Source organism: Mycobacterium heidelbergense (assembly GCF_050205645.1).
GTDB classification, from domain to species: domain Bacteria; phylum Actinomycetota; class Actinomycetes; order Mycobacteriales; family Mycobacteriaceae; genus Mycobacterium; species Mycobacterium heidelbergense_A.
Genome location: NZ_JBNMQT010000023.1, coordinates 48584 through 73978 on the forward strand (window position 1 = coordinate 48584; position 25395 = coordinate 73978).

Consider the following 25395-nt stretch of genomic DNA (forward strand, 5'->3'; position numbering starts at 1 on the left):
ACATTCATCGAGCACCGTCCTCGCCACCGACCAGCACCATCGCCTCGTCCAATTCGCGAATGTCGGTGGTGTCCCAGGGCCGGGCCCAGCCGGCGACATCGAGCACCGCGGAGATCACCTGGCCAGTGAATCCCCAAACCAGCATCTGGTTCAACAGAAACGCCGGGCCGGCCCAACGACGGCCGAGGGCGCCGCGGTACACCATCAGCCGGTTCTCCGGATTGATGAAGGCGCGCACCGGAACCCGCGACACGATCGCGGTTTCGGTCTCGTCGACGACGGACACCGGGCCGGGATCGGGCGAGTAGGCCAACACCGGCACGACGTGAAACCGTGACGGCGCAATGAAAGTCCGCTCCATCGTGGCCAGCGGATGCAGCCTGCGAACATCGATCCCCGTCTCTTCCTGCGCCTCGCGCAGGGCGGTGGCCACCGGACCGTCGTCGGCGGGTTCGGATGCGCCGCCGGGGAATGCGGCCTGGCCGGCATGGTGGCGCAACGTCGATGCGCGCACGGTCAGCAACAGATCGGCATCGTCGGGCAGGCCACCGCCGGGCGGCCCGGACTCCGGACCCGAGAACAGCACCAGCACGGCGGCCTCACGCCCGTCGCCGCGCAACGTCGCCATCGACGACGCCGCCTTGGCCGCGGTCACCATCGCGAGCACGCCGGCCGGGAGCCGATGCCGATACGCCTCGGGGATCTGACCGACGTTGTCGACCAGCGGGCGCAACCAGGGCGGGCAGATGTCCGGCGTCAGCGGAACCGCAGCACTCACCGGCGCCTCCTTGCCCTCAGCCCGCGTCGTTTCCGACCGCAGCCGCGATCTCGTCGGCACTCGCGAAAGCCCGCGGCAGCGTCTGCGCAACGCTACCGTCCGACCGCAGCACCACCGTCGCGGGCATCACGTTTGCCACCCGCAGCGCCGCGGCGACCCGGCGGCGCCCGTCCTGCAGCGTCGGCAGCCGAACGCCCAACTCCGCCAACCGCAGCAGCGCCGCCGTCTCGTTCTCGTCTTGATGCACGGTCACCACCATCACGCCGGTCCCAGCCCGCCTTTGATACTCGGCCATCGCGGGCAGTTCGGCCGCGCACGGCGCGCACCAATACGCCCACAAGTTGAGGATCACCCGGCGTCCGGCGAGCGCCGCAGCGACGTCGACGGCCGAGCCGTCGGCGGCGCATTCCACCGTCACACCGCGCAGCGCCGCCGGGCCGGGGCCGCTCCCGGCCGCGGGACACGGCGGCAGGCCGGCGCGTTCGCGGGGTCCCGCCAGCGCGGCCGCCGTGTCGGCGTCGCGATGTTCACGAGCGGCGGTGGGCGGCGAGGTTGCGGTCGTCGAGGGGCGCTCGTGCAGCTGGGCCAGCAGCGCCACGGCCAGTGCCACCACCACCGCCAGGATCGCGATGGTCCAACGCGTCTTACGGGCCACCGGCACCGGCCTTGATTTACAGCCCGGCCAGCGCCAGCAAGTGCTCGGTTTCCGGGCCCTGCACCAGGGGCGCGGCGAGCAGCGGCTCGGTGGGGCCGAGGCCGAAGGAGGGACAGTCCTTGGCAAGCACGCAAACCCCGCACGCCGGTTTGCGGGCGTGGCATACCCGGCGGCCGTGGAAGATCACCCGGTGGCTCAACATGGTCCACTCGTTGCGCTGGATCAGGTCGCCGACCGCGTGCTCGATCTTGACCGGATCCTTCTCATCGGTCCATCGCCACCTGCTGACCAACCGCGCGAAGTGGGTGTCGACGGTGATTCCCGGGATGCCGAACGCGTTTCCCAGGATGACGTTGGCGGATTTGCGTCCCACCCCGGGCAGCGTCACCAGCTCGGCCATGGTCGACGGCACCTCGCCGTCGAACCGTTCGACCAGCGCCTGCCCGAGGCCCATGAGCGATGTCGCCTTGTTGCGGAAGAAGCCGGTGGGGCGGATGAGGCCTTCCAGTTCGGTGCGGTCGGCCTGCGCATAATCAAGCGCGGAGCGGTATCGCTTGAACAACGCGGGCGTCGTCAGATTCACCCGTTTGTCGGTGCTCTGCGCCGAGAGAATGGTGGCCACCGTCAACTCCAGCGGCGAGGTGAAATCCAGTTCGCAGTGCGCATCCGGAAACGCTTGCGCCAGTGCACGATTCATTCGGCGGGCGCGTCGCACCAACCCGGTTCGGGTTTCGTCGGACCAGCGCCGGGCCAGGGCGGCGCCGGGGGTGGATTGCGTGGACTTGGAGCGTGCGGACGGCTTTGCCACTGTCACCTACGACAGAGTACTGATTTCGTGATCTCGCTGAGACCTTGGACATGTTTACTCTCCTTGTGTCGTGGTTGCTGGTGGCCTGCGTTCCCGGCCTTTTGATGCTTGCGACGCTCGGTTTGGGGCGGCTGGAAACCGAGGTCGCCCACCACACGGTCACGACGACCGACGTCGACGAGTTTCTCGCGTACGCGGAGGCCGTGGACGTGCACACGCTGGCCCGCGAGGGTATGCCCGAGGCGCTGGATTACCTGCATCGACGCCAGGCCCAGCAGCTCGCTCAATCTCCGTCCGAGGAATCGCACGTCGGCAGGCATCGGGCCGAGGTGATCTTTGCCAGGGCCGCCGCAAACGGCGTCGAGGCCCGGTTGCCGTCACAAATACGAACGCATTCGCGCGGCAATCCGCAATTTAGGGGGACTAGACACGTCAATCGTGTGTAGCGTTGGCACGTTGGACATATAGGCCTACCTCTAGACTCGTCACACGGGCAGCGGTTGGCCTGCCGATATCACATCGTTGGAAAGCTGAAGAGGCAACGTGGACGAGATCCTGGCAAGGGCAGGAATCTTCCAAGGGGTTGAGCCTGGCGCGGTCACCGCACTGACCAAGCAACTGCAACCCGTCGACTTCCCCCGTGGGCACACGGTTTTCGCGGAAGGGGAGCCGGGCGATCGGCTGTACATCATCGTCGCGGGGAAGGTCAAGATCGGGCGCCGCTCACCGGACGGCCGGGAGAACCTGCTGACGATCATGGGCCCGTCGGACATGTTCGGCGAATTGTCGATCTTCGACCCGGGCCCACGGACTTCCAGCGCAACGACGATCACCGAGGTGCGCGCGGTGTCCATGGACCGCGACGCGCTGCGGGCCTGGATCGCCGACCGCCCGGAGATCGCCGAGCAGCTGTTGCGGGTGCTCGCCCGGCGGCTGCGGCGGACCAACAACAATCTGGCCGACCTCATCTTCACCGACGTGCCCGGCCGAGTGGCCAAGCAGCTGCTGCAGCTCGCGCAGCGTTTCGGCACCCAGGAGGGCGGCGCGATGCGGGTCACCCACGACCTGACGCAGGAGGAGATCGCCCAGCTGGTCGGCGCCTCCCGGGAGACCGTGAACAAGGCGCTCGCCGATTTCGCCCACCGCGGCTGGATCCGGCTGGAGGGCAAGAGCGTGCTGATTTCGGACTCCGAACGGCTGGCCCGCCGCGCCCGGTAAGCGCCCGTTTGCGTCGAGCCTGTAATTCTGCAGGCCTCTACTCGCACTTCTTCTGTGAAATTACAGTCTCGACGTAGGTAGTCAGTCTCGACGCAGATAGTCCAGTTGCGCCTGAACGGACCATTCGGCCGCGTCCCACAGCTTCTCGTCGACGTCGACGTAGACGTATTCGACGATCTCGCGCGTCGTGGCCTCCTCGCCGAGGTCCCACAGCGCGGCGCGCACCTGCTCGAGGCGCTCGTGGCGGTGCATCAAGTACCCGGCGGCGACGGTCTCCAGATCGGCCAGATTCGGCCCGTGCCCGGGCAACACGGCACGCCGGCCCAGGCCGCGCAGCCGCCGCAGCGATTCCAGGTAGTCGGCCAGGCTGCCGTCTTCCTTGTCGATGACGGTGGTGCCGCGGCCCAGCACGGTGTCCGCGGTCAGCACGGCGTCGTCGAGCAGGAACGACATCGAATCGGCGGTATGCCCCGGGGTCGCCAGCACGGTGATCTTCAGGCCGGCCGCATCGATCACCTCGCCGTCGGTCAGCTCACCGCCGAGGCCGCGCAGAAATCCGCTGCCCGCCGAGCGCACGACGGCGCCGGTCCGCTCGACCAGCTTGTCGATGCCGTCGGTGTGGTCGCCGTGGCGATGACTGATCAGCACCAGAGCGACGCGGCCGAGCGCGGCGATGTTGTCGATGTGCTGATCGTCGTCGGGCCCCGGGTCGACGATCACCAGCTCGTCGCTGCGCGGGCCGCGCAGCACCCAGGTGTTCGTGCCCTCCAGCGTCAACAAGCCGGGGTTGTCGGCGAGCAGGACCGAGGCAGTGTCGGTGACCGCCCGCAACCTGCCGTATGCGGGATGGCTCAACGACGCAGTAGCCTCGGTCACGGCCGTTAGCCGACCTCCACGATCAGCTCGACTTCCACCGGCGCATCCAGGGGGAGCTCGGCGACGCCGACCGCCGAACGCGCGTGCGCGCCTTGCTCGCCGAACACCTCGGCGAGCAGCTCCGAGGCCCCGTTGATCACGCCGGGCTGGCCGTGGAAACCGGAAGCGGACGCGACGAACCCGACGACCTTGACCACCCGGGTCACCGTATCGATGCCGACCAGCGAGTCCACCGCGGCCAGCGCGTTGAGCGCGCACAGGCGCGCCAACGCCTTGCCCTCGTCGGGGGTGATCTCCGCGCCGAGCTTGCCGGTGCGCGCCAGCTTCCCGGCCTCCATCGGCAGCTGGCCCGCCGTATAGACCAGGTTGCCGGTGCGCACCGCCGGAACGTAAGCGGCCAGCGGCGCAACCACCTGGGGGAGCGTGACGCCGAGCTGGCCGAGCCGGGCCGATGCGGTCATGAACGCGAGCCCCTTACTTGGGGCGCTTCAGATACGCGACGTGCTGCTCCCCGGTGGGCCCCGGCAGCACCGCCACCAGCTCCCAGCCGTCGTCGCCCCACTGGTCGAGGATCTGTTTGGTGGCGTGCGTCAGCAGCGGAACGGTCACGTACTCCCATGCCTGGCTCATGCCGCGAGCTTATCGGTCGCACCCGTCGGGCTAGCATGCGATGGTGGCAACCACACCTGGCAGCGGTAGCTCTGTCGGCTGGCCGGCGCGCCTGTCGAAAGCCCGTTTGCATTTTGTGACCGGCAAGGGCGGCACGGGTAAGTCGACGATCGCGGCCGCGCTGGCGCTGACCCTGGCGGCGGGGGGCCGCAAGGTTCTCCTCGTGGAAGTCGAAGGGCGCCAAGGGATTGCGCAACTTTTCGACGTGCCGCCCCTGCCCTACCAGGAGCTGAAGATCGCGAGCGCCGAACGCGGGGGCCAGGTCAACGCGCTTGCCATCGACATCGAGGCCGCGTTCCTGGAATACCTCGACATGTTCTACAACCTCGGCATCGCGGGCCGGGCGATGCGCCGGATCGGGGCGATCGAGTTCGCGACGACGATCGCGCCCGGCCTGCGCGACGTCCTGCTCACCGGCAAGATCAAGGAGGCCGTCGTCCGCCAGGACAAGGGGGCCAAGAGCCCGGTCTACGACGCGATCGTCGTCGACGCCCCACCGACCGGCCGCATCGCGCGTTTCCTCGACGTCACCAAGGCGGTGTCGGACTTGGCCAAGGGCGGCCCGGTGCACTCGCAGAGCGAGGGCGTGGTGCGGTTGCTGCACTCCGACCAGACGGCCATCCACCTGGTCACCCTGCTCGAAGCGCTGCCGGTGCAGGAAACGATGGAGGCCATCGAAGAGCTCGCGGAGATGGGGCTGCCGATCGGCAGCGTGATCGTCAATCGGAACATCCCGTCGTACCTAGAGCCCCGCGACCTGGCCAAGGCCGCCGAGGGTGACGTCGACGCGGACTCGGTGCGGGCCGGGCTCGAGATGGCCGGAATCAAGCTCAGCGACACCGATTTCGCCGGTCTGTTGACCGAAACCATCCAGCACGCGACGCGGATCGCGGCGCGCGCCGAGACCGCGCAACAGCTCGACGCGCTGAACGTGCCCCGGCTGGAACTGCCGGCGATCTCAGACGGCGTCGACCTCGGTAGCCTGTACGAACTTTCGGAATCGCTTGCGCAACAGGGGGTTCGATGAGCGTCACGCCCAAAACCCTTGATATGGCGGCCATCCTGGCCGACACGGCCAACCGGGTGGTGGTGTGCTGCGGCGCGGGTGGCGTGGGCAAGACCACCACCGCGGCCGCGATGGCGTTGCGTGCTGCCGAATATGGCCGCACCGTATGCGTTTTGACGATCGACCCGGCCAAGCGGCTGGCGCAGGCGTTGGGTGTCAACGACCTCGGCAACACCCCGCAGCGGGTTGCGCTCGCGGCCGAAGTCACCGGTGAGCTGCACGCGATGATGCTGGACATGCGCCGCACCTTCGACGAGATGGTGGTCCAATACTCCGGACCCGATCGGGCGCAAGCGATTCTGGACAACCAGTTCTATCAGACGGTCGCCACGTCACTCGCCGGGACGCAGGAGTATATGGCGATGGAGAAGCTCGGCCAACTGCTGAGCCAGGACCGTTGGGACCTGGTCGTGGTGGACACTCCCCCGTCGCGCAACGCCCTGGATTTTTTGGATGCGCCGAAACGGCTGGGCAGCTTCATGGACAGCCGGCTGTGGCGACTGCTGCTCGCGCCGGGCCGGGGCATCGGGCGGCTGGTGACCGGCGCGATGAGCTTGGCGATGAAGGCGCTGTCGACCGTGCTCGGCTCGCAAATGCTGGCCGACGCGGCGGCGTTCGTGCAATCGCTGGACGCCACGTTCGGTGGGTTCCGCGAGAAGGCGGACCGCACGTATGCCCTGCTGAAGAGGCGCGGCACGCAATTCGTCGTGGTTTCCGCGGCCGAGCCTGACGCGCTGCGCGAGGCATCCTTCTTCGTCGATCGGCTGTCGCAGGAGGGCATGCCGCTGGCGGGGCTGGTCTTGAACCGCACCCACCCGACGTTGTGCGCTTTGCCGGCGGAGCGGGCGATCGACGGACGCGAAACGCTGGAAGCGGAGGCGGACTCCGAGGCGGCTTCGCTGGCCGCGGCCATCCTGCAAATCCATGCTGACCGCGCCCAAACCGCCAAGCGCGAGATCCGGCTGCTGTCCCGTTTCACCGGAGCCAACCCGCACGTGCCGGTCATCGGCGTGCCGTCGCTGCCGTTCGATGTCTCGGATCTGGAAGCGCTGCGGGCGCTCGCCGATCAGATCACCGCGGCCGGCAACGGGCTGGCGGCGGCCCGATAAGTAGCGGGCCGCACAACCTTCGATGCGTGGTTTAGGCCCTGTTCCGGCCTAACGGCGTATTTGACACACGCCAGTTGTAGCTGGCGAATCCTTATTGCGCACAAGCCACTTCCTATTAGACACGCTCCAGTAGATCGCGCCATTTTGGGCTGTAACAGAAATGTAATGACGAGCGGCCCTGCTGTGCCGCGGGACACCCGGGCGTGTCCCAGGTAGCCGCCTAACCTAGGGTGCGGCGCCTGACAATCAGCCGACGCCGCGGTTTCTGCGCTTGTCGAAGAAGTCCGACCAGGAGACGACCTCGGGGTGCTGCTTGAGCAGGGCCCGACGCTGGCGCTCGGTCATACCGCCCCACACTCCGAACTCGACCTTGTTGTCCAGCGCGTCCGCGCCGCACTCCTGCATTACGGGACAGTGACGGCAGATCACTGCGGCCTTGCGCTGGGCGGCACCGCGTACGAATAGCTCATCCGGGTCGGTTGTTCGGCAGAGCGCCTTCGATACCCAGGCAATCCGTTCTTCCGCGTCGACGCTACGTAATACCCCCTGCGCAGCCGCGATGTTCGTACGACGCGCGGCCGGTCGTGTTACTGACACGAGCTGTTCCCTTCCTCCCGGTCGCAATTTGCAACCGCCTCCCTCGGGTGCAGACCCTTGCTGCGATCTACGCCACAAATGTGAGATGCATCTCACCGTGTGTCTAAGTTAGGTGGTCAGGTGCCAATTGCGCAACAGTCCGATAACACTTTTTTGGGACGAGCGTGCCGTCTCGCCCAGAATCATAGATCCGCACTTAACCTCGTGTACCCACTTTTGGCACCCGATTCGTGACGCAACCGAAAATATTGGCTGGCGGCGGTCATCAACTTCCCTGGTCACGGCCCGCTTCGGCGTTTGGTTCAAATCAAGGGCATGGTGGGCTGACCGGGGCCGCTACTGTAGGTCGCATGTCGGAGCGGCCCCCGGTAATTCTCACGATTCTCAAACTTGCGGGGTGCTGCTTGCTGGCCAGCGTGGTCGCGACCGCGCTGATGTTCCCCCTCGCGGGCGGGGTGGGCCTGATGTCGAACCGGGCGTCCGAAGTGGTGGCCAACGGCTCGGCCCAGCTCGTCGAGGGACAGGTGCCCGCGGTGTCGACGATGGTCGACGCGAAGGGCAACGTGATCGCCTGGCTGTACTCGCAGCGCCGGTTCGAGGTGCCCACCGACAAGATCGCCAACACCATGAAGCTGGCGATCGTCTCGATCGAGGACAAGCGGTTCGCCGAGCACGCCGGCGTGGACTGGAAGGGCACGCTGACCGGGCTGGCCGGCTATGCGCGCGGCGACGTCGACACTCGCGGCGGCTCGACCATCGAGCAGCAGTACATCAAGAACTACCAGCTGCTGGTGACCGCCCAGACCGACGCCGAAAAGCGCGCCGCGGTCGAGACCACCCCGGCACGCAAGCTGCGTGAGATCCGGATGGCGCTCACGCTGGACAAGACGTTCACCAAGCCCGAGATCCTGACCCGCTACCTCAATCTCGTCTCGTTCGGTAACAACTCGTTCGGCGTGCAGGACGCGGCGCAGACGTACTTCGGCATCAACGCGTTGGACCTGAACTGGCAACAGGCGGCGCTGCTGGCGGGCATGGTGCAGTCCACCAGCACCCTGAATCCCTACACCAACCCGGACGGCGCGCTGGCCCGGCGGAACCTGGTGCTGGACACCATGATCGAGAACATTCCGCAGGAGGCCGACGCCCTGCGCGCCGCCAAGGCCCAGCCGCTGGGGATCCTGCCGCAGCCCAACGAGCTGCCCCGGGGCTGCATCGCGGCCGGCGACCGCGCGTTCTTCTGCGACTACGTGCAGGAGTACCTGTCTCGCGCCGGGATCAGCAAGGAACAAGTCGCCAGGGGCGGCTACCTGATCCGCACGACGCTGAACCCGGACGTGCAGATCCCGGTCAAGGCGGCCATCGACAAGTTCGCCAGCCCGACGCTGCCGGGCATCTCCAGCGTGATGAGCGTGATCCAGCCGGGCAAGACCTCCCACCACGTGATGGCGATGGCCAGCAACCGCACCTACGGCCTGAACCTCGACGCCGGCGAAACGATGCGGCCGCAGCCGTTCTCGCTGGTCGGCGACGGCGCCGGGTCGGTCTTCAAGATCTTCACAACGGCCGCGGCGCTGGACATGGGGATGGGCATCAACGCCACGCTCGAGGTGCCGGGCCGATTCCAGGCCAAGGGCATGGGCAGCGGCGGGGCCAAGGGCTGTCCCAAGGACACCTGGTGCGTGATCAACGCCGGCAACTACAAGGGCTCGATGAACGTGACCGAGGCGCTGGCCACCTCGCCCAACACCGCGTTCGCCAAGCTGATCCAGCAAGTCGGGGTGACACGGACGGTGGACATGGCGATCAAGCTGGGCCTGCGCTCCTACGCCGATCCGGGCACCGCCCGCGACTACAACCCCGACAGCAACGAGAGCCTGGCCGACTTCGTCAAGCGGCAGAACATCGGTTCGTTCACGCTCGGCCCGATCGAGGTGAATGCGTTGGAGCTGTCCAACGTCGCGGCCACGCTGGCCTCCGGGGGCATGTGGTGCCCGCCGAACCCGATCGACAAGCTGATCGACCGCAACGGCAACGAGGTCGCCGTCACCACCGAGACCTGCGATCAGGTGGTGCCCGAGGGCCTGGCCAACACGATGGCCAACGCGATGAGCAAGGACGCGCTGGGCGGTGGCACGGCGGCCGGCTCGGCGGGCGCGGCGGGCTGGAATCTGCCGATGTCCGGTAAGACGGGCACCACCGAGGCCCACCGCTCGTCCGGCTTCGTCGGATTCACCAGCCACTACGCGGCCGCGAACTACATCTACGACGACTCGACCACGCCCACGGATCTGTGCTCCGCTCCGCTGCGCCACTGCGGCGAGGGCGACCTGTACGGCGGTAACGAGCCGGCCCGCACCTGGTTCACGGCAATGAAACCGATCGCCGACAGCTTCGGCGAGGTGAAACTGCCGCCCACCGATCCCCGCTACGTCGACGGGTCACCGGGATCGCGGGTGCCCAGCGTCGCCGGCCTGGACATCGACGCGGCGCGCCAGCGCATCAAGGAGGCCGGTTTCCAGGTTGCCGACCAGAACAACTTCGTCAACAGCACTGCCAAGCAGGGCGAGGTGGTCGGAACGACGCCAAGCGGCGCAACGATTCCTGGGTCGATCATCACCATCCAGGTCAGTAACGGCATCCCGCCGGCTCCGCCTCCGCCACCGGAAGGTGCGCCGCTGCCGGTCGGATCGCAGGTGGTGGAGATTCCGGGCCTGCCGCCGATCACGATTCCGTTGCTGGCGCCACCGCCGCCGGCGGCGCCGGGACAGCCACCTCCGTAGGGCGTTGCGGCGCAGCAGATACGGTGTCTGCGCGCGAGCGGCAGTAGGCTGCCTGCATGGCTGATGTTCTGCGCGCCCTGATACGCACCGGCGCCGTTGCGGTCGGCTCCACCGTCGCCGGAATCGGTTACGCCTCGATCGTCGAGCGCAACGCGTTCGTCCTGCGCGAGATAACCATGCCCGTGTTGTCGCCGGGCTCCACACCGCTGCGTGTGCTGCATATCAGCGATATCCACATGCTTCCCCACCAGCGCCGCAAACAGGCCTGGCTGCGCGAGCTGGCCAGCTGGGAGCCCGACCTGGTCGTCAACACCGGCGACAACCTCGCGCACCCCAAGGCGGTGCCCGCGGTCGTCCAGACCCTGGGCGACCTGCTCTCCCGCCCGGGCGTCTTCGTCTTCGGCAGCAACGACTACTTCGGGCCGCGGTTGAAAAACCCGGCGAACTACGTGACCAAGCCGTCGCACCGCGTCCGGGGTGAGCCGCTGCCCTGGCAGGATCTGCGCGCCGCGTTCACCGAGCGCGGCTGGCTGGACCTCACCCACACCCGTCGCGAGTTCGAGGTGGTGGGCCTGCACGTCGCCGCGGCGGGCGTGGACGACCCGCACATCGACCGGGACCGGTACGACGCGATCGCGGGGCCCGCCAGCCCCGCGGCGAACCTGCGGCTGGGCCTGACCCATTCGCCCGAGCCGCGCGTGCTGGATCGCTTCGCCGCCGACGGCTACCAATTGGTGATGGCCGGACACACCCACGGTGGGCAGCTGTGCCTGCCGTTCTACGGCGCTCTGGTGACCAATTGCGGCCTGGATCGGTCCCGCGCCAAGGGGCCGTCGCGCTGGGGCGCCAACATGCTGTTGCATGTCTCGGCTGGCATCGGCACTTCGCCGTATGCGCCGGTGCGGTTCTGCTGTAGGCCCGAAGCGACCCTGCTGACGTTGATCGCCACCCCGATGGGTGGCCGCGACGCGAGCAGCAACTTGGGCCGTACGCAGCCGGCAGTTTCGGTGCGTTGAGCGATCGGGCCCGGATCGCGGTCCGCAGCCTGCCGCGCGTCTGGACCGACAACGCGATTCGGCTGATCGAGGCCGACGCCCGTCGCAGCGCCGATACCCACTTGTTGCGCTACCCGCTGCCGTCGGCCTGGTGCGCGAATGTCGATGTCGCCCTGTACCTCAAGGACGAGACCACCCACATCACCGGCAGCCTCAAGCATCGCTTGGCGCGCTCGTTGTTCCTCTACGCGCTGTGCAATGGGTGGATTTCGGAGGGCACCACCGTCGTCGAGGCGTCGTCGGGCTCGACGGCGGTGTCGGAGGCCTACTTCGCGGCGCTGCTGGGCCTGCCGTTCGTCGCCGTGATGCCGGCCGCCACCAGCTCCGCCAAAGTCGCGCTGATCGAATCGCAAGGCGGCCGTTGCCATTTCGTGCAGAACTCCAGCGAGGTGTATGCCGAGGCGCAGCGCGTCGCCGACGAGACTGGCGGGCACTACTTGGACCAGTTCACCAACGCGGAGCGCGCCACCGACTGGCGTGGCAACAACAACATCGCCGAGTCGATCTATGTGCAAATGCTCGACGAGAAGCACCCGATCCCGGAATGGATCGTGGTGGGCGCGGGCACCGGCGGCACCAGCGCGACGATCGGCCGCTACATCCGCTTCCGCCGCCATGCCACCCGGTTGTGCGTCGTCGACCCGGAGAACTCCGCGTTCTTTCCGGCCTACGCCGAGGACCGCTACGACATCGTGATGCCCACGTCGTCCCGCATCGAGGGCATCGGCCGGCCGCGCGTGGAGCCGTCGTTCCTGCCCGGCGTCGTCGACCGCATGGTCGCCGTGCCGGACGCCGCATCGATCGCCGCCGCCCGCCACGTGAGCGCCGTGCTGGGACGACGGGTGGGTCCGTCGACAGGCACCAACCTGTGGGGCGCGTTCGGCGTGCTCGCCGAGATGGTCGCCGAGGGCCGCAGCGGTTCGGTGGTCACGCTGCTCGCCGACAGCGGCGATCGTTATGCCGACACCTATTTCAGCGACGAGTGGGTAAGTGCGCAGGGACTCGATCCGACCGAGCCCGCGGCCGCGCTCGTCGAGTTCGAGCGCTCCTGCCGTTGGGTCTAGGGCCCAGCCTGGGGTTTCGCCAGTCGACGGGCGCGTGCGATAGGCTGTCGTGGCTTCAAGCGGGGTGTGGCGCAGCTTGGTAGCGCGCTTCGTTCGGGACGAAGAGGCCGTGGGTTCAAATCCCGCCACCCCGACTCATTGCCTGGCGACGCTTCGGCTTCGCGTGCGGCCCGGCGCCGCGCCGGCCCAGATCTGCAATTGCTCCCGCCCGACGAGGCGGCAGCGATGCGTGGTCGCCAGCTGACGAGCCGCTTTCGTGAACGCTTGATTCGTCACCACGACGGCCTGAGCGCAGCCGTGCTGCCGCGCGCCGGCAACGACTTGCTGCACGGCGGCCACGCCGACGTCGCGTGCCAGCCGCTTGCATTGGACCGCCATGCGGGTGCCGCCTTTCCGGGCGATCAGGTCCACCCCGTAGTCACCGGTGCTGGCGGTGTGGGTGACACCCCAACCCCTCGTACGCAGTTGTGCCGCAACGAATTCCTCGAACTCGACGCCCGACATCTGATCGACGGCCGCCAATTCCGAGGCCGCGCGTTTGAGGTCACGCCTGCGCTGTAATCCGACTCGGAAGCGGTCCCGCTGAGCCGAAAGCCACAGCAGGACAAGCACCGTCGCGACGAGGCCGCCGAGACCCGCCAAGAATCCGGCCGTCACGCTTCCGGTGGCCTTCGAAGTGAAATACCAAGGGAGAGCGAACCCGAACACGAGGAGCGACCCGAACACCTTCTCCATGAGGAGAAGCTAGCCGACGGCTACGACAATTCGGTGCAGGCGAGACGCGTCCCGCGACTACGCGCACCGCTTCGGGTCGGCCTCGCAGAGCGGTGTCACACCGCGAAAGCGATATCGATGCGCCGCGACCCAGCGGTAGACGACCTCCTGCAGCGCGCCGATCCCGGGGATGCGGTAGATCCACAACGGCAGTCGCGTGCCGAGCGCCGCGGAAAGGGCCGCGTTCATCGCGTGGGCGCCGGCGAACACCGCGCCGGACGAGTCCAGCCACCACGCCGACGCCGTCAACCGGTCGTCGGGCACCCCGACCCGCGCGGCGACTTCCGGGGACTGCCACGGTTCGATGCGCAGCCGGCCCGTTCGGTCCAGCCGGGCGATTCGGTTGACGGCGAGGGTGCACATCCCACACCGGCCGTCAAACGCCAAAGTGCCGTCCATATCCCGATTTTATTCCAGCGATCGACCGGCGCGGCTACGCGCAGTCGGCGCAGACCGGCAGCCCGGAACTAGTGGTGCGCAGCCGGCTGCGGTGCTGCACCAGAAAACAGCTCGAGCAGGTGAATTCGTCGGCGCGTTGCGGAATTACCGTCACCGAGAGTTCTTCACCGGACAGGTCGGCACCGGGCAGCTCGAAGAAAGGCATCTCGTTGGGGTCGTCGTCGACGATGGCCGTGGACGACGGGGACAACGTGGTTGTCAGTTCGCGCAGGCCCGAACGGTCCGGGGCCTCGACGTCGGATATGCGACGAGCGTCGTAATCGCTTGCGGTCGCCATGGGTGCTCCTTTCGGAGGAGGACCGGGTTGGCGCACTTGTCTGTACTCACCCGTGGCTCAGGCGATACCCCGTTAGGGGGCCGTTCACACCTGTCAGCTGCTGGGCGGCGGCGCGTCGGCGTCCGCGGCTTCCCATTGCCGCAATTCGGACCGCCGGACCCGGCGGTGGGCGTATACCAGCCAGCCGGCGCCGGCCGCGGCGCACGCGGCGGCCAGGATCACCGCCACACACCCGACGCCCGCGTGACCGGTAGCCAGCGCGAACAGGCCCACAATCAGGGCGACCACCGCGATCGCCACCCCGGCCAAGCCGGGCGCATTGGCGCCGTTCTTCATGGATTCGCCGGCGTGCTGACGGGTGGTACGGGCATGATCAACCGGGTCGTGCCGGGAGTCATCCACCATTGCTCCTAGTGAAAAGGGTTGCCTACCAAGCTCGTTTCCTCGAATCCCCTGCAGGTCTACCCGTCGGCCGCGGCGGCGAAACGGTCCCACAACCCGTGTCGGCGGGGCCCAGGGTGGGTATGCCGCAGCGATGACACCCGCCCGCGCCCCCGCGGTTCTGTTCGACATAGACGGAACCCTCGTCGACTCCAACTACCTGCACGTCTACGCCTGGCAGCGTGCCTTCGACGAAGAAGGCATCGCGGTCGCTGCCTGGCACATTCACCGCTGCATCGGCATGGACGGCTCGAAGTTGGTGCGCACGCTATCCGACGATGCCCCCGACGACGTGCAAGAGCGGCTCAGCGACGCACACAGCCGCTACTACCGCGAAACGGCGTCCCTACTGGCGCCGTTGCCGGGCGCGCAAGCGTTGCTGCGCCGGGTCGCCGGGCTGGGACTGCAGGTGGTGCTGGCGAGTTCGGCACCGGAGGACGAGCTCGAATTGCTGCGCAAGGCGCTGGGCTGCGACGACGTCATCGCCGAAACGACGTCGTCGCGCGACGTCGACACCGCCAAGCCCGAGCCGGGCATCGTGAAGGTCGCGCTCGATCGGGCCGGCGTGAACCCCGACCGGGCGGTGTTCGTCGGGGACGCCGTATGGGATGCCCAGGCTGCGACGGGAGCGGGGTTGCCGTGCATCGGGATGCTGAGCGGCGGGATCGCCCGTGGGGAACTGGAGGCCGCCGGGGCCGCACCGATCTTTGCGGGCCCGCTGGATCTCCTCGATCATCTGGAATCCACCCGCATCGCGGCGCTGGCGCCGGGCCGCTGACCGCGGGCGGTTACATCCCCCGGGAGCGCAGTGCCAGCGGCAACACCCACCAGAAAAACGCGAACATGACAAGCGCGCACGCGCCCGCGATGAAGCCCACGTTGCGATTGGCCACCGCGGCGAAAATGATGATGGTCACCCCGGTCAGCGCGGCGCCCAGCAACGCGAGCCCGGCATAGGCGCACCGGTGTGCCGCGGACACCAGCACCTGCAATCGATGTCGCCGGAACAGCATCCGGTGCATGGCCACCGGGGAAATGAGCAGTACGGTGGCTCCCACCGAGAATCCCACCGTGGCCAAATAGACCACCCGCAGGCCCCCGCCGAGGATGTCGAAGCGCTGCTGGAACGGCAGTGTGAGCAGGAAGCCGGTCAGCAACTGCACCCCGGTCTGCACCACGCGCAGCTCCTGCAGCAGGCTGTTCCAATTGCGGTCGAGCCGTTGGATTTCGGTTTCGCCGCGTTCCTCGCGATCCCAGCGCTGGTCATCCTCCGGATGGTCGACATCCATGGTCGTGATCATCGCACCAGCCGACCCGTTTGTGGAGCGACCTCCCGGGTCAGCCCGCGATGAACTGGTGGTAGGCCGACGCGCCACGCCCGAAAAACCTTGCGCCAGTGGGGAATTGACGTGTCAACGCGCCGCCGCCACCCGGCTCGACACGCCCGGGTCGCGTTAGTGGTTGAGCTTGCCGTCCCGTACCGCGGTCAACGCGTCGTCCAGCGTCGGATATAGCGGGAAGGTCTTGTCCAGGCCGGTGAGGTGGATCGGCCGTCGGGTCGCCGGACCGCGCGCGACCACCCCGAACTCGGTGGACTTGCCGAGTTTCTCGTAGGTCGCCGCGAGGATCTTCAGCCCGACGGAGCCGAGGAACTCCACCGCGGAAAGATCGATGACCAGCGCCGTTGGACCATCCGCGACGACGGCGGTGATGGCTTGTTCCAGGGCCGGAGCGGTGACCAAATCGATTTCGCCGCTCACACTCACCACGGACACGCCATCGTGGTCCGCAACCAACGTGGTAATCGAATCAGGTGCTGACAATGGCGATCCTTCGTCCTGGGCCTTGAGTGTGGTGCAAGCCTAGCCTGCTTTGCGAACTGCGAGAAAGAAGAAGACCTCAACACCTGCCCCGCGACGATCCAGGCTAGTCTCCCCATAGAACCTGCGCACTGCGACGCGGCACTTGGGAGGCCAGATGTCAGATTCGCCGTCGGATTTCGCCACCACCACCACCGCCGCGCAGCCGGGCAGCGTCTCCAGCGAGGGTCTGTTGCCGCAGCTGGTCCAGCATTTGCGGCAGAACCGGACGGTTTTGCGCGAGGAGTGGGCACGCAGGATCACCGAGGCGCAGTTGCTTACCGCGATGACGCCCGAGGAGCTGTTCTCCGAAGCCACGGCCGTCTACGACAACTACGTCGAGGTGCTCGAGACCGGTAGCGTCGAGGCGCTGCAGGCCTACGCGCGCGACCTGTCGGAACGCATCATTCCGCGAGGCGTGGAGACCGACGAGGTGCTCGGCATCGTGCTGCTGCTGCGTGACGTGCTGGCCCGCTCGCTGTTCGAGAAGTATCAGACCGAGTTCGGGATGCTCAACCGGGTGCTCGACGCCTACGAGCCGGCGGCCAACCGAATCGCCAACACCGTGGGCGTCAGCTTCGTGCAGGAGCGCGAACGCATCATTCGCCAGCAGCAGGAGGCGATCCGCGAGCTATCGACGCCGGTGCTGCAGGTGCGCGAGCAGCTGCTGATTCTGCCGATCATCGGCGTGCTGGATTCACAGCGCGCCCGTCAGGTCACCGAACAGCTGCTGCGGGCCATCCGCGCCAACCGCGCGAAGGTCGTGGTCATCGACATCACCGGTGTGCCCACCATCGACTCCACGGTGGCGAACCACCTGGTGCAAACGGTCGACGCGTCGGGGCTCATGGGCGCGAGCGTGATCATCACCGGCCTGTCCTCCGAGATCGCCCTGACGTTGGTGACCATCGGGCTGGACCTGTCGAAGATGAACGCCGTCGGTGACCTGCAGGGCGGTATCGAAGAAGCCGAACGCCTGCTCGGTTACGAAGTCACCCGTACCGGCGAGACCACCGGGTAATCACCGTTAGCACGAGCACCCCATGCCAGTCCCCATCCTGAAACAGGGCGCGATTCTCATCGCAACGGTGCAGTCCGCACTGACCGATTCCGAGACCGAACGGCTCCGCTACGACCTCATGGAGCGGGTCAGCCGCTTCCGCGCCCAGGGGATCATCGTCGACGTCACCGCCATCGACGTAATGGATTCGTTCGCCGCCCGGTCGCTGCGCACCATCGCGCACATGACCCGGCTGCGCGGCGCAGACACCGTGATCGTGGGCCTGCAGCCCGAAGTGGCCTTCGCCATGGTGCAACTGGGGCTGGCGTTCGACGACATGAACACCGCGCTGGACCTCGAAGAGGGCCTTGCCCTGCTGAATCGAAAATCGACGATCGGGCGCGACGGTGGAGGGTGACATCGTCGTCGACATCAACAACCCCGACGACATCGTCGCAGCCCGCAAAGCCGGCCACGACCTAGCCCTCGACCTCGGATTCACGCTGACCGACGTCACCATGATCGCGACCGCGATCTCCGAGATCGCCCGCAACATCACCAGCTACGCGGGTCGCGGCTCGATCCGGGTCTCGGTGGAGGATCGGGAGGGTCGCAAGGCCCTGGTGGTGTGCGCCGAGGACGACGGCCCCGGCATCGCCGACATCGAGCGGGCGCTGGAGGACGGATACACCACCGGCCGCGGCCTGGGCATGGGCCTGCCCGGGGCCCGCCGCCTGATGGACCGACTGGTGGTGGAATCCGCACGCGGCCGCGGAACGGTCATCGAAATGTGGAAATGGGTGCCGGGCCATGCATAAAAACGGCCGGCTGGGACCGATCGAGTGGGCAAGGGCCGGTCGCCCACTGCCTAGCGAGGTAACCTCCGGCGACCGGGGTCTCGCGTTCGACATCAACGGTGAGGCCGCCCTCTTCGGTGTGATTGACGGTCTCGGCCACGGTCCGGCCGCCGCAGCCGCCGCCTTGCGCGCAATCGATGCCCTCGAAGCCGCCCGTGGCGAGCGGCTCGAGGTTTTGATCCAGCTCTGCCACCGGTTGCTGGGCGGCACGAGAGGGGCCGCGATGACGCTGGCGCGCGTGGATTTCGCGGAGAGCACGCTGACGTGGACCGGGGTCGGCAACGTCACCGCCAATCTGCTCGCCAAGGATGCGGCCGGCATCCACGTCCGCTCCAGCGCCCGCCTTGCCGCGGGCATCGTCGGCTATCGCATTCCCGAAATCAAACCGGCACAGGTCATTTCGATTCGCGCCGGCGACCTCATCGTTCTCGCCACCGACGGCATCAACGAGGAGCACCTGGACCACCTCGACTTCGCCGCCACGGCCACGTCCATCGCCGAGGAGATCCTGACCAAGTACGCCAAGGAGTCCGACGACGCGATGGTGCTCGCCGCCCGTCACCGGGGAGTGTCGACGTGACCGGCGGCGCGGACTTCCACGTCCAATACGTCGCCGCGCTGCGGACCTACCTCGATTCCCGCGACGACGACAGCCTGGCCGTCGCCCACGAACTCGGGCGGCGGGCGCTGCAGGAACAAATCAGCACGCTCGACATCGTCGAGCACCACGTCGAGCTGCTCCTCGAACTCTCCAAGGACGTCCGGATCGACGCACCGGTCGCGTTGGAATTCCTGCTGCAGACGCTGGCGCCGCTCGACGTCGCGACGCGCGGATTCATCGACGGAACACGGCGGTATGCGGAACAACGCGCCCGCGCCGAGGATCTCGCCGACCGCGACAAATTCCGCACCGCCCTGGTGAATTCGTTGCAGGAAGGGTTCTTCGTCGCCGATCACGAGGGCACCGTGATCGAGATGAACAACGCCCTCATCGACATCCTCGGCTATCCCGCGGAGGGTTTGCCGTATCGCTGGCCCCATCCGTGGCTGGTGGACAAGAAGACCGCGCGTCAACAGATCGCCAAAGTCGCCAGCGAAGGCGGCGCCGAGTACGACACACCGATTCGGCACCGCGACGGCCGTCTCGCCTGGGTGACGGTGAGCATCAACGCGGTGCGCGAGACCGACACCCACCGGGAAGCCTTCGTGGGAACGATTCGGGACATCACCGCCGAACGGGCGTTTGCGGCCCGGGAAAGCGCGGTGCTGCGCCTGGCCACCGCCGTGGCCGTGGCCAAAAGCGTGGACGAGCTGCTGTCGATCACGCTCGACGAGTGCCGGACCTCGATCGACGTGCAACGCGTGGTCGCCGTCTCCTGGCCGAACGGGGACGGAGAACCGACCGTCCAAGTGGCCGGCGAGCCCTCCGAATTGACCTGGCGCGACCTTGATCCGTGGTTGCGTAACACATTTCAGGATGCGCGCCACCAGCTGCCGCTGACGGCCAAGACCGTCGATCGGCCCGAGAACCCCGGCAAGGCGCAGGGATTGGTCGCGGTGCTCTCCGGTGCGGGAGACCTCGCGTTGTGGTTAGAGTTTCGGACGCCTCGCTGGGTCAGTGCTGAGGATCGGCTCCTGGTCACGGTGCTCATCGGGCACCTGAGCCTGGCCGTGCAGCATGTGCGCCAGTTCGAGAGCGCCCGCGAGACGTCACTGACGCTGCAGCGCGCGATGCTGCCGCCGCTGGAGCCGCCGCCCGGCTTTGCCGTCTGCTACGAACCGGCCGTCCCGCCATTGGAGATTGGCGGAGACTGGTACGACGTGTTGCCGATCGGCGCTCACCGAATCGGCATCGTCGTCGGCGACTGCGTGGGGCGCGGTCTGCCGGCGGCCGCGATCATGGGTCAGCTCCGCAGCTCGGCCCGCGCGCTGTTGATCAACGGCGCCGAACCGGCGCTGCTGCTCGAGCAGCTCGACTCGGCGGCGTCTCTCATTCCGAACGCCTACTGCACCACCGTGTTCCTGGCGATCCTGGACACCGAATCCGGGGTGCTGCAGTACAGCAATGCGGGCCACATGCCCGCACTGCTCGCCGGCCCCGCGCCCGCGACGACGAGCGTGCTGACCGACGCCTCGTCGGTGCCCCTCGCGGTACGCCGAGACGAACCCCGCCCGCAAACCTCGTTGGTCCTACCACCGGGCTCGACGCTGATGTTGTTCACCGACGGCCTGGTGGAACGCAAGCACGAGTCGATCGACCTTGGAATCGCCCGCGCCGCAGACGTTTTGACGGACGCGCTGCAGCTTCCGCTGGACGGCGTCGCGGATGCGGTGCTGCGTGAGCTGGCTCCGGCGTCGGGGTACGACGACGACGTCGCGATGGTGATATACCGTCACCAGCCGAAGCACTTCCGGACCGAAAGTGAGGCCGCCGCAGACAATTTGGTCAACATCCGGCACCGGCTGGCGGTGTGGCTGCAGTCCGTCGGGGTGGCGAATGGGTTGGCCGCCGACATCGTGCTGGTCGTCAACGAAGCGTGCACCAACTGCGTCGAGCACGCCTATCGCGGACACCCCGTCGGGTTCATGCTGGTCGAGGCCAACGCCACGGAGGACGAGATCCGGGTGCGGGTCGTGGATGCGGGTTCCTGGAAGACTCCGGCCGCCAACCCGGGCAACAGCGGGCGGGGTCTGGTTTTGATGCGGGCGCTTAGCGACACGATGGAAATCGACAGTTCCCCAACGGGAACGACGGTCGACATCAGCTTCGGATCTTCCGTCGATCAGGTTTGACGGTCGCGCACCGTTTGCGCGCTCCCCGACGGTGGTACCCACAGGCGTGACCCGCGCATCGATCACGGTCGAACCCGCCCTTCCGGCGGCGCACGGGCCATTGTCGATGGCGGTCCGTCGCGCCTTGACGGGGCCGCCGTCGGGCGATCACCTCGTCCGCGTCAGCACCTCGGTGCGGGATTCCGATCCCTACGGCCTGGACCTGCAGCTGGCCCTGTGCATGTGCTACGAGCTGCACTACCGGGGTTTCGCGGGCGTGGATCCGGCCTGGGAGTGGAATCCCGCCCTGCTGCACCTGCGTGCCGAACTCGAGCGGGCTTTCTTGGCGGGCGTGCGTCGCGACGTCGGACCCGTTGATCCCGACCGCTCTTCGGCCGAGGAAATGGACGCGATCTCCCTCGAACCCGTCGACGGCACCGGCCCGTCGTATTACCTGCGCGACACCGCGACCTGGCAGCAGATGCGCGAATACTTCGTGCACCGATCGCTGTATCACCTCAAAGAGGGCGATCCGCACGCGTGGGCGATCCCACGGCTGACGGGCCGCGCCAAGGCGGCGTTCGTGGCGATCGAATTCGACGAGTACGGCGCAGGCCAGGGCCCGCGGCTGCACCAGCAGCTCTTCGCGGACCTGTTGGCGGCCGCCGGGCTCGATTCGACATATCTGGGCTACCTCGACGCCGTGCCCGCCGAAGCGCTTGCGGCCGTGAACCTGATGTCGCTTTTCGGCTTGCATCGCCGGTTGCGCGGCGCCGCGATCGGACACTTCGCGTCCACCGAGATCACCTCACCGCCGGGCTCCCGACGGATGGTCCAGGCGCTGGAGCGGATGGACGCACCGCCGGAGTGCGTCGCCTTCTACCGCGAGCACGTCGAGGCCGACGCGGTACACGAACAGGTGGTGCGCCTTGACGTGGTCGGTGATCTCGTCGCTCGCGAACCGAGGCTCGATCGTGACGTGGTCTTCGGTATGCGTGCGCACGCGGTGGTCGAAAATCGCTTGGCGGACAACATTATCGCCGCCTGGAAGCGCGACGAGACGTCGCTACGGCGACCCCTAGAGTAGCCGCTACGACCCGGTGCGGCGGCACCGCCGGTGGCTGGTGTCGCACAGCGGGTACTCCTTGCTGCGCGCGCAGGTGCAGATCGCGACCATGAATCGGTCGGATTCGACGACATGACCGTCGGGCATCTCGATGCGCACCGGGCCGGACACCAGCACCGGGCCCTTTGGTACCACCTGCACCCGGGTGCCGGTCATGGTTTGTCCGCCCGGATCACGACCAGTTCTTCTTCCCGGCAACCGCGCGGCAATCGCCCGGTTTCCTCCAGCCAGTGCGCCCGCGCGGACATCACCGGGCCGAACGGAATCCACTGGGAGGCAATGACATCTGTGTAGAGGCCGGTGGCCCGCAACGAGTCCAGCGACTGGCCGACGCCGGCCAGTGTCGAGTGGACGAGCAACAGAGAACCGCCGCGGCACAACAGGTTTGACGCCGATGCGCACAGCGGATCCAACACCAGCCGCCCGTCGGGACCCGCATTCCATGCCCATGCCGGGCCCGCGCTCGGCGAGATCGTCTCGGTGTCGTCGTCGGGGGGTGTCGGCACATAGGGCGGATTGGACACGACCACCTCGAACGGTTCGCAGCTCAGCGCTCCGATCCAGGAGCCCTCGCGGACGTCGACCTCGACACCCGCGACGGCCGCGTTGCCCCGGGAGCAGCGCACGGCGTGCGGACAGATGTCGAAGGCGGTGACGCTGGCACAACCCATTTCGGCGGCGGCAATCGCGACGAAGCCGCTGCCGGTGCACAGGTCGAGCACGCGCCGCCGCGGAACGAGTCCGCTCAGGTGCATCGTGTCGACGAGCAATTGCGAGTCTTCTTGCGGTGGATAGACTCCGCCATCCAGCTGGGCCGCCTCGGCGACAAGCAGCTCCGACCGCAGATCCGGATAGGTGGCCGTCACCGCTGGGCCCGATTCACGCGGATGCCGAGGTTCTCGCGAGCTGTTCGACCACCGTCGAGCAGAACGCGGGCAGGTCGGACGGCGATCGGCTCGATATCAAGTTCCCGTCGACCACGACTTCTTCGTCCACGACGCGCGCGCCCGCGTTGCGGAGGTCGGTGCGAATGCTCGGATACGAGGTGAGCGTTCGCCCGGCCGCCACCCCGGCCTCGACCAGCGTCCAAGGCCCGTGGCAAATCGCGCCGACCGGCTTTCCCGAGTTGACAAAGTCCCGGACGAACGAGACCGCCGAACCATCCAGCCGCAACTTGTCCGGATTCACCGTGCCGCCGGGCAGCACCAAGCCGTCGAACTGGTCGACCGAGGCATCCGACACGGCCGCGTCCACCGCGAAGGTGCCCGCGGGCTCCAGATCGTGGTTACGCGCTTGAATCTCACCGGATTTCAGCGACAGCAGTTGAACTTCCGCCCCTGCGCCCTCCAGCGCCTCACGCGGCTGTTCCAGTTCGACCTTCTCCACGCCGTCGGCCGCCAAAATGGCGATTCTCTTGCCTTGCAATTCGTTTGACATCGTGCCTTTCCTTCTGACGTTGGAGTTCGAATACCCTGGCCGGAGCCCACCAAACTCGCGGTCAGTTCGACGCGGCCCGCAGCGCCCGCAGCAACGGTTCGGCCGCTTCCTTCAGGAAAAGCTCCTGGGTGTCGCCGCCGATCTGAAGCAACGCCACATCGGTGAACCCCGCCTCCCAGTACGGCCGGACGGCGTCGACGATCGCGTCGAGGTCGGGGCCGCAGGGAATGCTCTCGGCGACGTCTTCGGTGCGCACGAATTGGGTCGCACCGGCGAAACCGGCCGGCGTCGGCAGGTCGGCGTTGACCGCCCAGCCGCCGCCGAACCACCGGAACTGGTCGTGGGCACGTTCGATCGCCGCGTCCCGGTCGGGATCCCAGCTCACCGGAATCTGCCCCACCACCCGACCGCCTTCGGCCCCGTTGGCGGCCTGACGCGCGGCATGCCACGCGCCCACCAGGTCCGCGTCGGGTTGCACCGCGATCAGGTGATCGGCGAGCTTGGCGAATTTCTCGACGCCGTTCGGGCCGCTCGCCGCCACACCGATCGGGACGGGCATGTCGGGCACGTCCCAGAGCCGGGCCGAGTCCACTTGAAAGTAGTCGCCGCGCCAGTTCACCAACCGGCCGCCGAACAGCTCACGAATGATCTTGATGGCCTCGCGCAGCATGTCCTGCCGGCGCTCGACGGTCGGCCACCCGGCGCCGACGACATGTTCGTTGAGGTTCTCGCCGCTGCCCAACCCCAGGGTGAACCGCCCGTCGGCGAGAATCTGCACGGTGGCGGCCTGCTGCGCGACGACGGCGGGGTGATACCGCATGGTCGGGCAGGTCACGTAGGTGTACAGATCGACCCGTTCGGTGGCGTTGGCCACCGCGCCCAGCACCGCCCAGGCGTTCGGTGCATGTCCCTGAGATGTCAGCCACGGTGAGAAGTGATCACTGCAGACCTCGAAGTCGAATCCGCGGTCTTCGGCCGAAATCGCATAGCGGACAAGGTCTTTGGGGCCGCTCTGCTCGGTCATCAAGGTATAGCCGAACTTGGTCATAACCGACCTGTACCCCGCGACGACTAGCGCAAACGGGTCAAACGGGGGTTAGAGGCGCTCCCTGACCGCCGCCGACAGGCGCGCGCCGTCGGCCTTGCCGGCCGCGATCGCGGTGGCGGCCTTCATCACCTGCCCCATCTGCTTCATGCCGGGGCGCTCCCCGATGGCCTCGGCCACCTGCGCGATCGCGGTGTCGGCGACGTCGGCCAGCTCGGCCTCGGTGAGCGGTGTGGGCAGGTACTCGTCGATGATCCGCGCTTCGGCGTGCTCGTTGGCGGCGAGCTCGCCGCGGCCGTTTTGGGTGTAGATCTCGGCCGCCTCGCCGCGCTTCCGCGATTCCCTGGCCAGTACCTTGATGATTTCCTCGTCGGAGAGTTCGCGGGCCTGCTTGCCGGAGACTTCCTCGGTCTGGATCGCGGCCAGCACCATGCGCAGCGTCGCGGTCCGAAGCTTGTCCTGGGTCTTCATCGCCTGGGTCAGGTCCGCCCGGAGCCGGGATTTCAGTTCCGCCATGCGTGAGACGCTACGCGCCGGGAGCCCGCCCATGATTGTGAAATGCCCCGACCGCCGACAGGATGGAGGCCATGACCCACGACGGCGCGCCCGCCGGCTATGGCGCCCCGCCGCCCTACGCTGCGCATGGTGCTGGCCGCGATCCAGACCGAGG

The 25395-nt window shown here is 67.5% G+C and carries 32 protein-coding genes and 1 tRNA gene; 15 read left to right on the top strand and 18 right to left on the bottom strand.

The window, feature by feature from the left end; genetic code table 11:
- Positions 1–4 precede the first annotated feature (4 nt).
- The 3 genes from ACQI5H_RS21270 to nth are packed head-to-tail and all read right to left on the bottom strand — an operon-like array spanning position 5 to position 2187.
- Positions 5–820 carry an NUDIX hydrolase gene (locus ACQI5H_RS21270; protein WP_427081302.1) on the bottom strand — a complete coding sequence of 272 codons (816 nt, stop codon included), beginning with the start codon at positions 818–820 and terminating at the stop codon, positions 5–7.
- Positions 795–1433 (bottom strand): TlpA family protein disulfide reductase, encoded by a 639-nt coding sequence (locus tag ACQI5H_RS21275; RefSeq protein ID WP_427081275.1) that lies wholly within the window; start codon positions 1431–1433, stop codon positions 795–797. The genes ACQI5H_RS21270 and ACQI5H_RS21275 overlap by 26 nt, the downstream gene beginning before the upstream one ends.
- 16 nt (positions 1434–1449) lie before the next feature.
- Complete coding sequence (gene nth, locus ACQI5H_RS21280) at positions 1450–2187, bottom strand: endonuclease III (protein ID WP_427081303.1); 738 nt, start codon at positions 2185–2187, stop codon at positions 1450–1452.
- A 104-nt stretch (positions 2188–2291) separates the two neighbouring features.
- Between nth and ACQI5H_RS21285 the strand changes: the two genes are divergently transcribed.
- Together ACQI5H_RS21285 and crp are read left to right on the top strand one after the other, a co-directional pair.
- Positions 2292–2687, top strand: a complete 396-nt coding sequence (locus ACQI5H_RS21285) for a hypothetical protein (RefSeq protein WP_427081276.1) — start codon at positions 2292–2294, stop codon at positions 2685–2687.
- Positions 2688–2784: 97 nt separating this feature from the next.
- Positions 2785–3459, top strand: coding sequence for a cAMP-activated global transcriptional regulator CRP (gene crp / locus ACQI5H_RS21290; RefSeq protein ID WP_007772229.1), 675 nt, complete (start codon positions 2785–2787; stop codon positions 3457–3459).
- A gap of 81 nt (positions 3460–3540) precedes the next feature.
- Here crp and ACQI5H_RS21295 read toward each other — a convergent pair whose 3' ends face one another.
- Genes ACQI5H_RS21295 through ACQI5H_RS21305 form a run of 3 tightly spaced genes read right to left on the bottom strand, consistent with a single transcriptional unit; the run spans position 3541 to position 4965 of the window.
- A complete protein-coding gene (locus ACQI5H_RS21295; protein ID WP_427081277.1) occupies positions 3541–4335 on the bottom strand; it encodes an MBL fold metallo-hydrolase in 795 nt (264 codons plus the stop codon).
- A 5-nt stretch (positions 4336–4340) separates the two neighbouring features.
- Positions 4341–4796, bottom strand: coding sequence for a RidA family protein (locus ACQI5H_RS21300; RefSeq protein ID WP_427081278.1), 456 nt, complete (start codon positions 4794–4796; stop codon positions 4341–4343).
- Between the two features lie 13 nt (positions 4797–4809).
- A complete protein-coding gene (locus ACQI5H_RS21305) occupies positions 4810–4965 on the bottom strand; it encodes a hypothetical protein (protein WP_139329387.1) in 156 nt (51 codons plus the stop codon).
- A gap of 40 nt (positions 4966–5005) precedes the next feature.
- On the opposite strand from ACQI5H_RS21305, the gene ACQI5H_RS21310 reads away from it, so the two are divergent.
- Positions 5006–6031, top strand: coding sequence for an ArsA-related P-loop ATPase (locus ACQI5H_RS21310; RefSeq protein WP_427081279.1), 1026 nt, complete (start codon positions 5006–5008; stop codon positions 6029–6031).
- Positions 6028–7179, top strand: coding sequence for an ArsA family ATPase (locus ACQI5H_RS21315; RefSeq protein ID WP_427081280.1), 1152 nt, complete (start codon positions 6028–6030; stop codon positions 7177–7179). Before ACQI5H_RS21310 ends, ACQI5H_RS21315 begins: the two co-directional genes overlap by 4 nt.
- Positions 7180–7425: 246 nt before the next feature.
- On the opposite strand, the gene ACQI5H_RS21320 is transcribed toward ACQI5H_RS21315, so the two are convergent.
- A complete protein-coding gene (locus tag ACQI5H_RS21320; protein ID WP_427081281.1) occupies positions 7426–7776 on the bottom strand; it encodes a WhiB family transcriptional regulator in 351 nt (116 codons plus the stop codon).
- Between the two features lie 350 nt (positions 7777–8126).
- On the opposite strand from ACQI5H_RS21320, the gene ponA2 reads away from it, so the two are divergent.
- The 4 genes from ponA2 to ACQI5H_RS21340 all read left to right on the top strand — a co-directional run bounded on the left by ponA2 (position 8127) and on the right by ACQI5H_RS21340 (position 12812).
- Positions 8127–10559 carry a transglycosylase/D,D-transpeptidase PonA2 gene (gene ponA2, locus ACQI5H_RS21325; protein WP_427081282.1) on the top strand — a complete coding sequence of 811 codons (2433 nt, stop codon included), beginning with the start codon at positions 8127–8129 and terminating at the stop codon, positions 10557–10559.
- Positions 10560–10615: 56 nt separating this feature from the next.
- Positions 10616–11575: a metallophosphoesterase gene (locus tag ACQI5H_RS21330; protein WP_427081283.1), complete on the top strand. Its 960-nt coding sequence runs from the start codon at positions 10616–10618 to the stop codon at positions 11573–11575.
- A complete protein-coding gene (locus tag ACQI5H_RS21335; RefSeq protein WP_427081284.1) occupies positions 11572–12678 on the top strand; it encodes a PLP-dependent cysteine synthase family protein in 1107 nt (368 codons plus the stop codon). The genes ACQI5H_RS21330 and ACQI5H_RS21335 overlap by 4 nt, the downstream gene beginning before the upstream one ends.
- A 60-nt stretch (positions 12679–12738) precedes the next feature.
- Positions 12739–12812 (top strand) — tRNA-Pro (locus ACQI5H_RS21340).
- A gap of 1 nt (position 12813) precedes the next feature.
- Here ACQI5H_RS21340 and ACQI5H_RS21345 read toward each other — a convergent pair.
- The 4 genes from ACQI5H_RS21345 to ACQI5H_RS21360 all read right to left on the bottom strand — a co-directional run bounded on the left by ACQI5H_RS21345 (position 12814) and on the right by ACQI5H_RS21360 (position 14590).
- A complete protein-coding gene (locus ACQI5H_RS21345; protein WP_427081285.1) occupies positions 12814–13413 on the bottom strand; it encodes a restriction endonuclease in 600 nt (199 codons plus the stop codon).
- 57 nt (positions 13414–13470) lie between these two features.
- The gene (locus ACQI5H_RS21350; protein WP_076059763.1) at positions 13471–13851 is read right to left on the bottom strand and encodes a thiol-disulfide oxidoreductase DCC family protein; all 381 of its coding nucleotides are present in this window, start codon (positions 13849–13851) and stop codon (positions 13471–13473) included.
- Between the two features lie 34 nt (positions 13852–13885).
- Positions 13886–14188, bottom strand: a complete 303-nt coding sequence (locus tag ACQI5H_RS21355) for a DUF4193 domain-containing protein (protein ID WP_427081286.1) — start codon at positions 14186–14188, stop codon at positions 13886–13888.
- Positions 14189–14281: 93 nt separating this feature from the next.
- A complete protein-coding gene (locus tag ACQI5H_RS21360) occupies positions 14282–14590 on the bottom strand; it encodes a hypothetical protein (RefSeq protein WP_427081287.1) in 309 nt (102 codons plus the stop codon).
- A 133-nt stretch (positions 14591–14723) separates the two neighbouring features.
- On the opposite strand from ACQI5H_RS21360, the gene ACQI5H_RS21365 reads away from it, so the two are divergent.
- Entirely contained in the window at positions 14724–15407 is a 684-nt protein-coding gene (locus ACQI5H_RS21365) for an HAD family hydrolase (RefSeq protein WP_427081288.1), read from the top strand.
- A 10-nt stretch (positions 15408–15417) separates the two neighbouring features.
- On the opposite strand, the gene ACQI5H_RS21370 is transcribed toward ACQI5H_RS21365, so the two are convergent.
- On the bottom strand, positions 15418–15918 hold the full coding sequence (locus ACQI5H_RS21370; RefSeq protein ID WP_427081304.1) for a DUF6328 family protein: 501 nt from the start codon (positions 15916–15918) through the stop codon (positions 15418–15420).
- A 165-nt stretch (positions 15919–16083) separates the two neighbouring features.
- Entirely contained in the window at positions 16084–16452 is a 369-nt protein-coding gene (locus ACQI5H_RS21375) for an STAS domain-containing protein (protein WP_427081289.1), read from the bottom strand.
- Between the two features lie 154 nt (positions 16453–16606).
- Here ACQI5H_RS21375 and ACQI5H_RS21380 point away from each other — a divergent pair, with 154 nt between their 5' ends.
- Genes ACQI5H_RS21380 through ACQI5H_RS21405 form a run of 6 tightly spaced genes read left to right on the top strand, consistent with a single transcriptional unit; the run spans position 16607 to position 22204 of the window.
- Positions 16607–17509 carry an STAS domain-containing protein gene (locus ACQI5H_RS21380; protein ID WP_076125331.1) on the top strand — a complete coding sequence of 301 codons (903 nt, stop codon included), beginning with the start codon at positions 16607–16609 and terminating at the stop codon, positions 17507–17509.
- Between the two features lie 22 nt (positions 17510–17531).
- On the top strand, positions 17532–17906 hold the full coding sequence (locus ACQI5H_RS21385) for an STAS domain-containing protein (protein ID WP_076059753.1): 375 nt from the start codon (positions 17532–17534) through the stop codon (positions 17904–17906).
- A complete protein-coding gene (locus ACQI5H_RS21390; RefSeq protein WP_427081290.1) occupies positions 17896–18306 on the top strand; it encodes an anti-sigma regulatory factor in 411 nt (136 codons plus the stop codon). Before ACQI5H_RS21385 ends, ACQI5H_RS21390 begins: the two co-directional genes overlap by 11 nt.
- Positions 18299–18925 carry a SpoIIE family protein phosphatase gene (locus ACQI5H_RS21395; RefSeq protein ID WP_427081291.1) on the top strand — a complete coding sequence of 209 codons (627 nt, stop codon included), beginning with the start codon at positions 18299–18301 and terminating at the stop codon, positions 18923–18925. Before ACQI5H_RS21390 ends, ACQI5H_RS21395 begins: the two co-directional genes overlap by 8 nt.
- On the top strand, positions 18922–21138 hold the full coding sequence (locus ACQI5H_RS21400) for a SpoIIE family protein phosphatase (RefSeq protein WP_427081292.1): 2217 nt from the start codon (positions 18922–18924) through the stop codon (positions 21136–21138). The genes ACQI5H_RS21395 and ACQI5H_RS21400 overlap by 4 nt, the downstream gene beginning before the upstream one ends.
- 46 nt (positions 21139–21184) lie before the next feature.
- A complete protein-coding gene (locus tag ACQI5H_RS21405) occupies positions 21185–22204 on the top strand; it encodes an iron-containing redox enzyme family protein (protein WP_427081293.1) in 1020 nt (339 codons plus the stop codon).
- Positions 22205–22207: 3 nt separating this feature from the next.
- On the opposite strand, the gene ACQI5H_RS21410 is transcribed toward ACQI5H_RS21405, so the two are convergent.
- The 5 genes from ACQI5H_RS21410 to ACQI5H_RS21430 form a co-directional block, all read right to left on the bottom strand.
- Entirely contained in the window at positions 22208–22399 is a 192-nt protein-coding gene (locus ACQI5H_RS21410) for a CDGSH iron-sulfur domain-containing protein (protein WP_076059744.1), read from the bottom strand.
- Complete coding sequence (locus ACQI5H_RS21415; RefSeq protein WP_427081294.1) at positions 22396–23109, bottom strand: HemK2/MTQ2 family protein methyltransferase; 714 nt, start codon at positions 23107–23109, stop codon at positions 22396–22398. Before ACQI5H_RS21415 ends, ACQI5H_RS21410 begins: the two co-directional genes overlap by 4 nt.
- Positions 23110–23122: 13 nt before the next feature.
- The gene (locus ACQI5H_RS21420; RefSeq protein ID WP_427081295.1) at positions 23123–23680 is read right to left on the bottom strand and encodes a type 1 glutamine amidotransferase domain-containing protein; all 558 of its coding nucleotides are present in this window, start codon (positions 23678–23680) and stop codon (positions 23123–23125) included.
- 61 nt (positions 23681–23741) lie between these two features.
- The gene (locus ACQI5H_RS21425; RefSeq protein ID WP_427081296.1) at positions 23742–24728 is read right to left on the bottom strand and encodes an LLM class F420-dependent oxidoreductase; all 987 of its coding nucleotides are present in this window, start codon (positions 24726–24728) and stop codon (positions 23742–23744) included.
- Between the two features lie 48 nt (positions 24729–24776).
- On the bottom strand, positions 24777–25241 hold the full coding sequence (locus ACQI5H_RS21430) for a GatB/YqeY domain-containing protein (RefSeq protein ID WP_427081297.1): 465 nt from the start codon (positions 25239–25241) through the stop codon (positions 24777–24779).
- Positions 25242–25395: the final 154 nt, after the last annotated feature.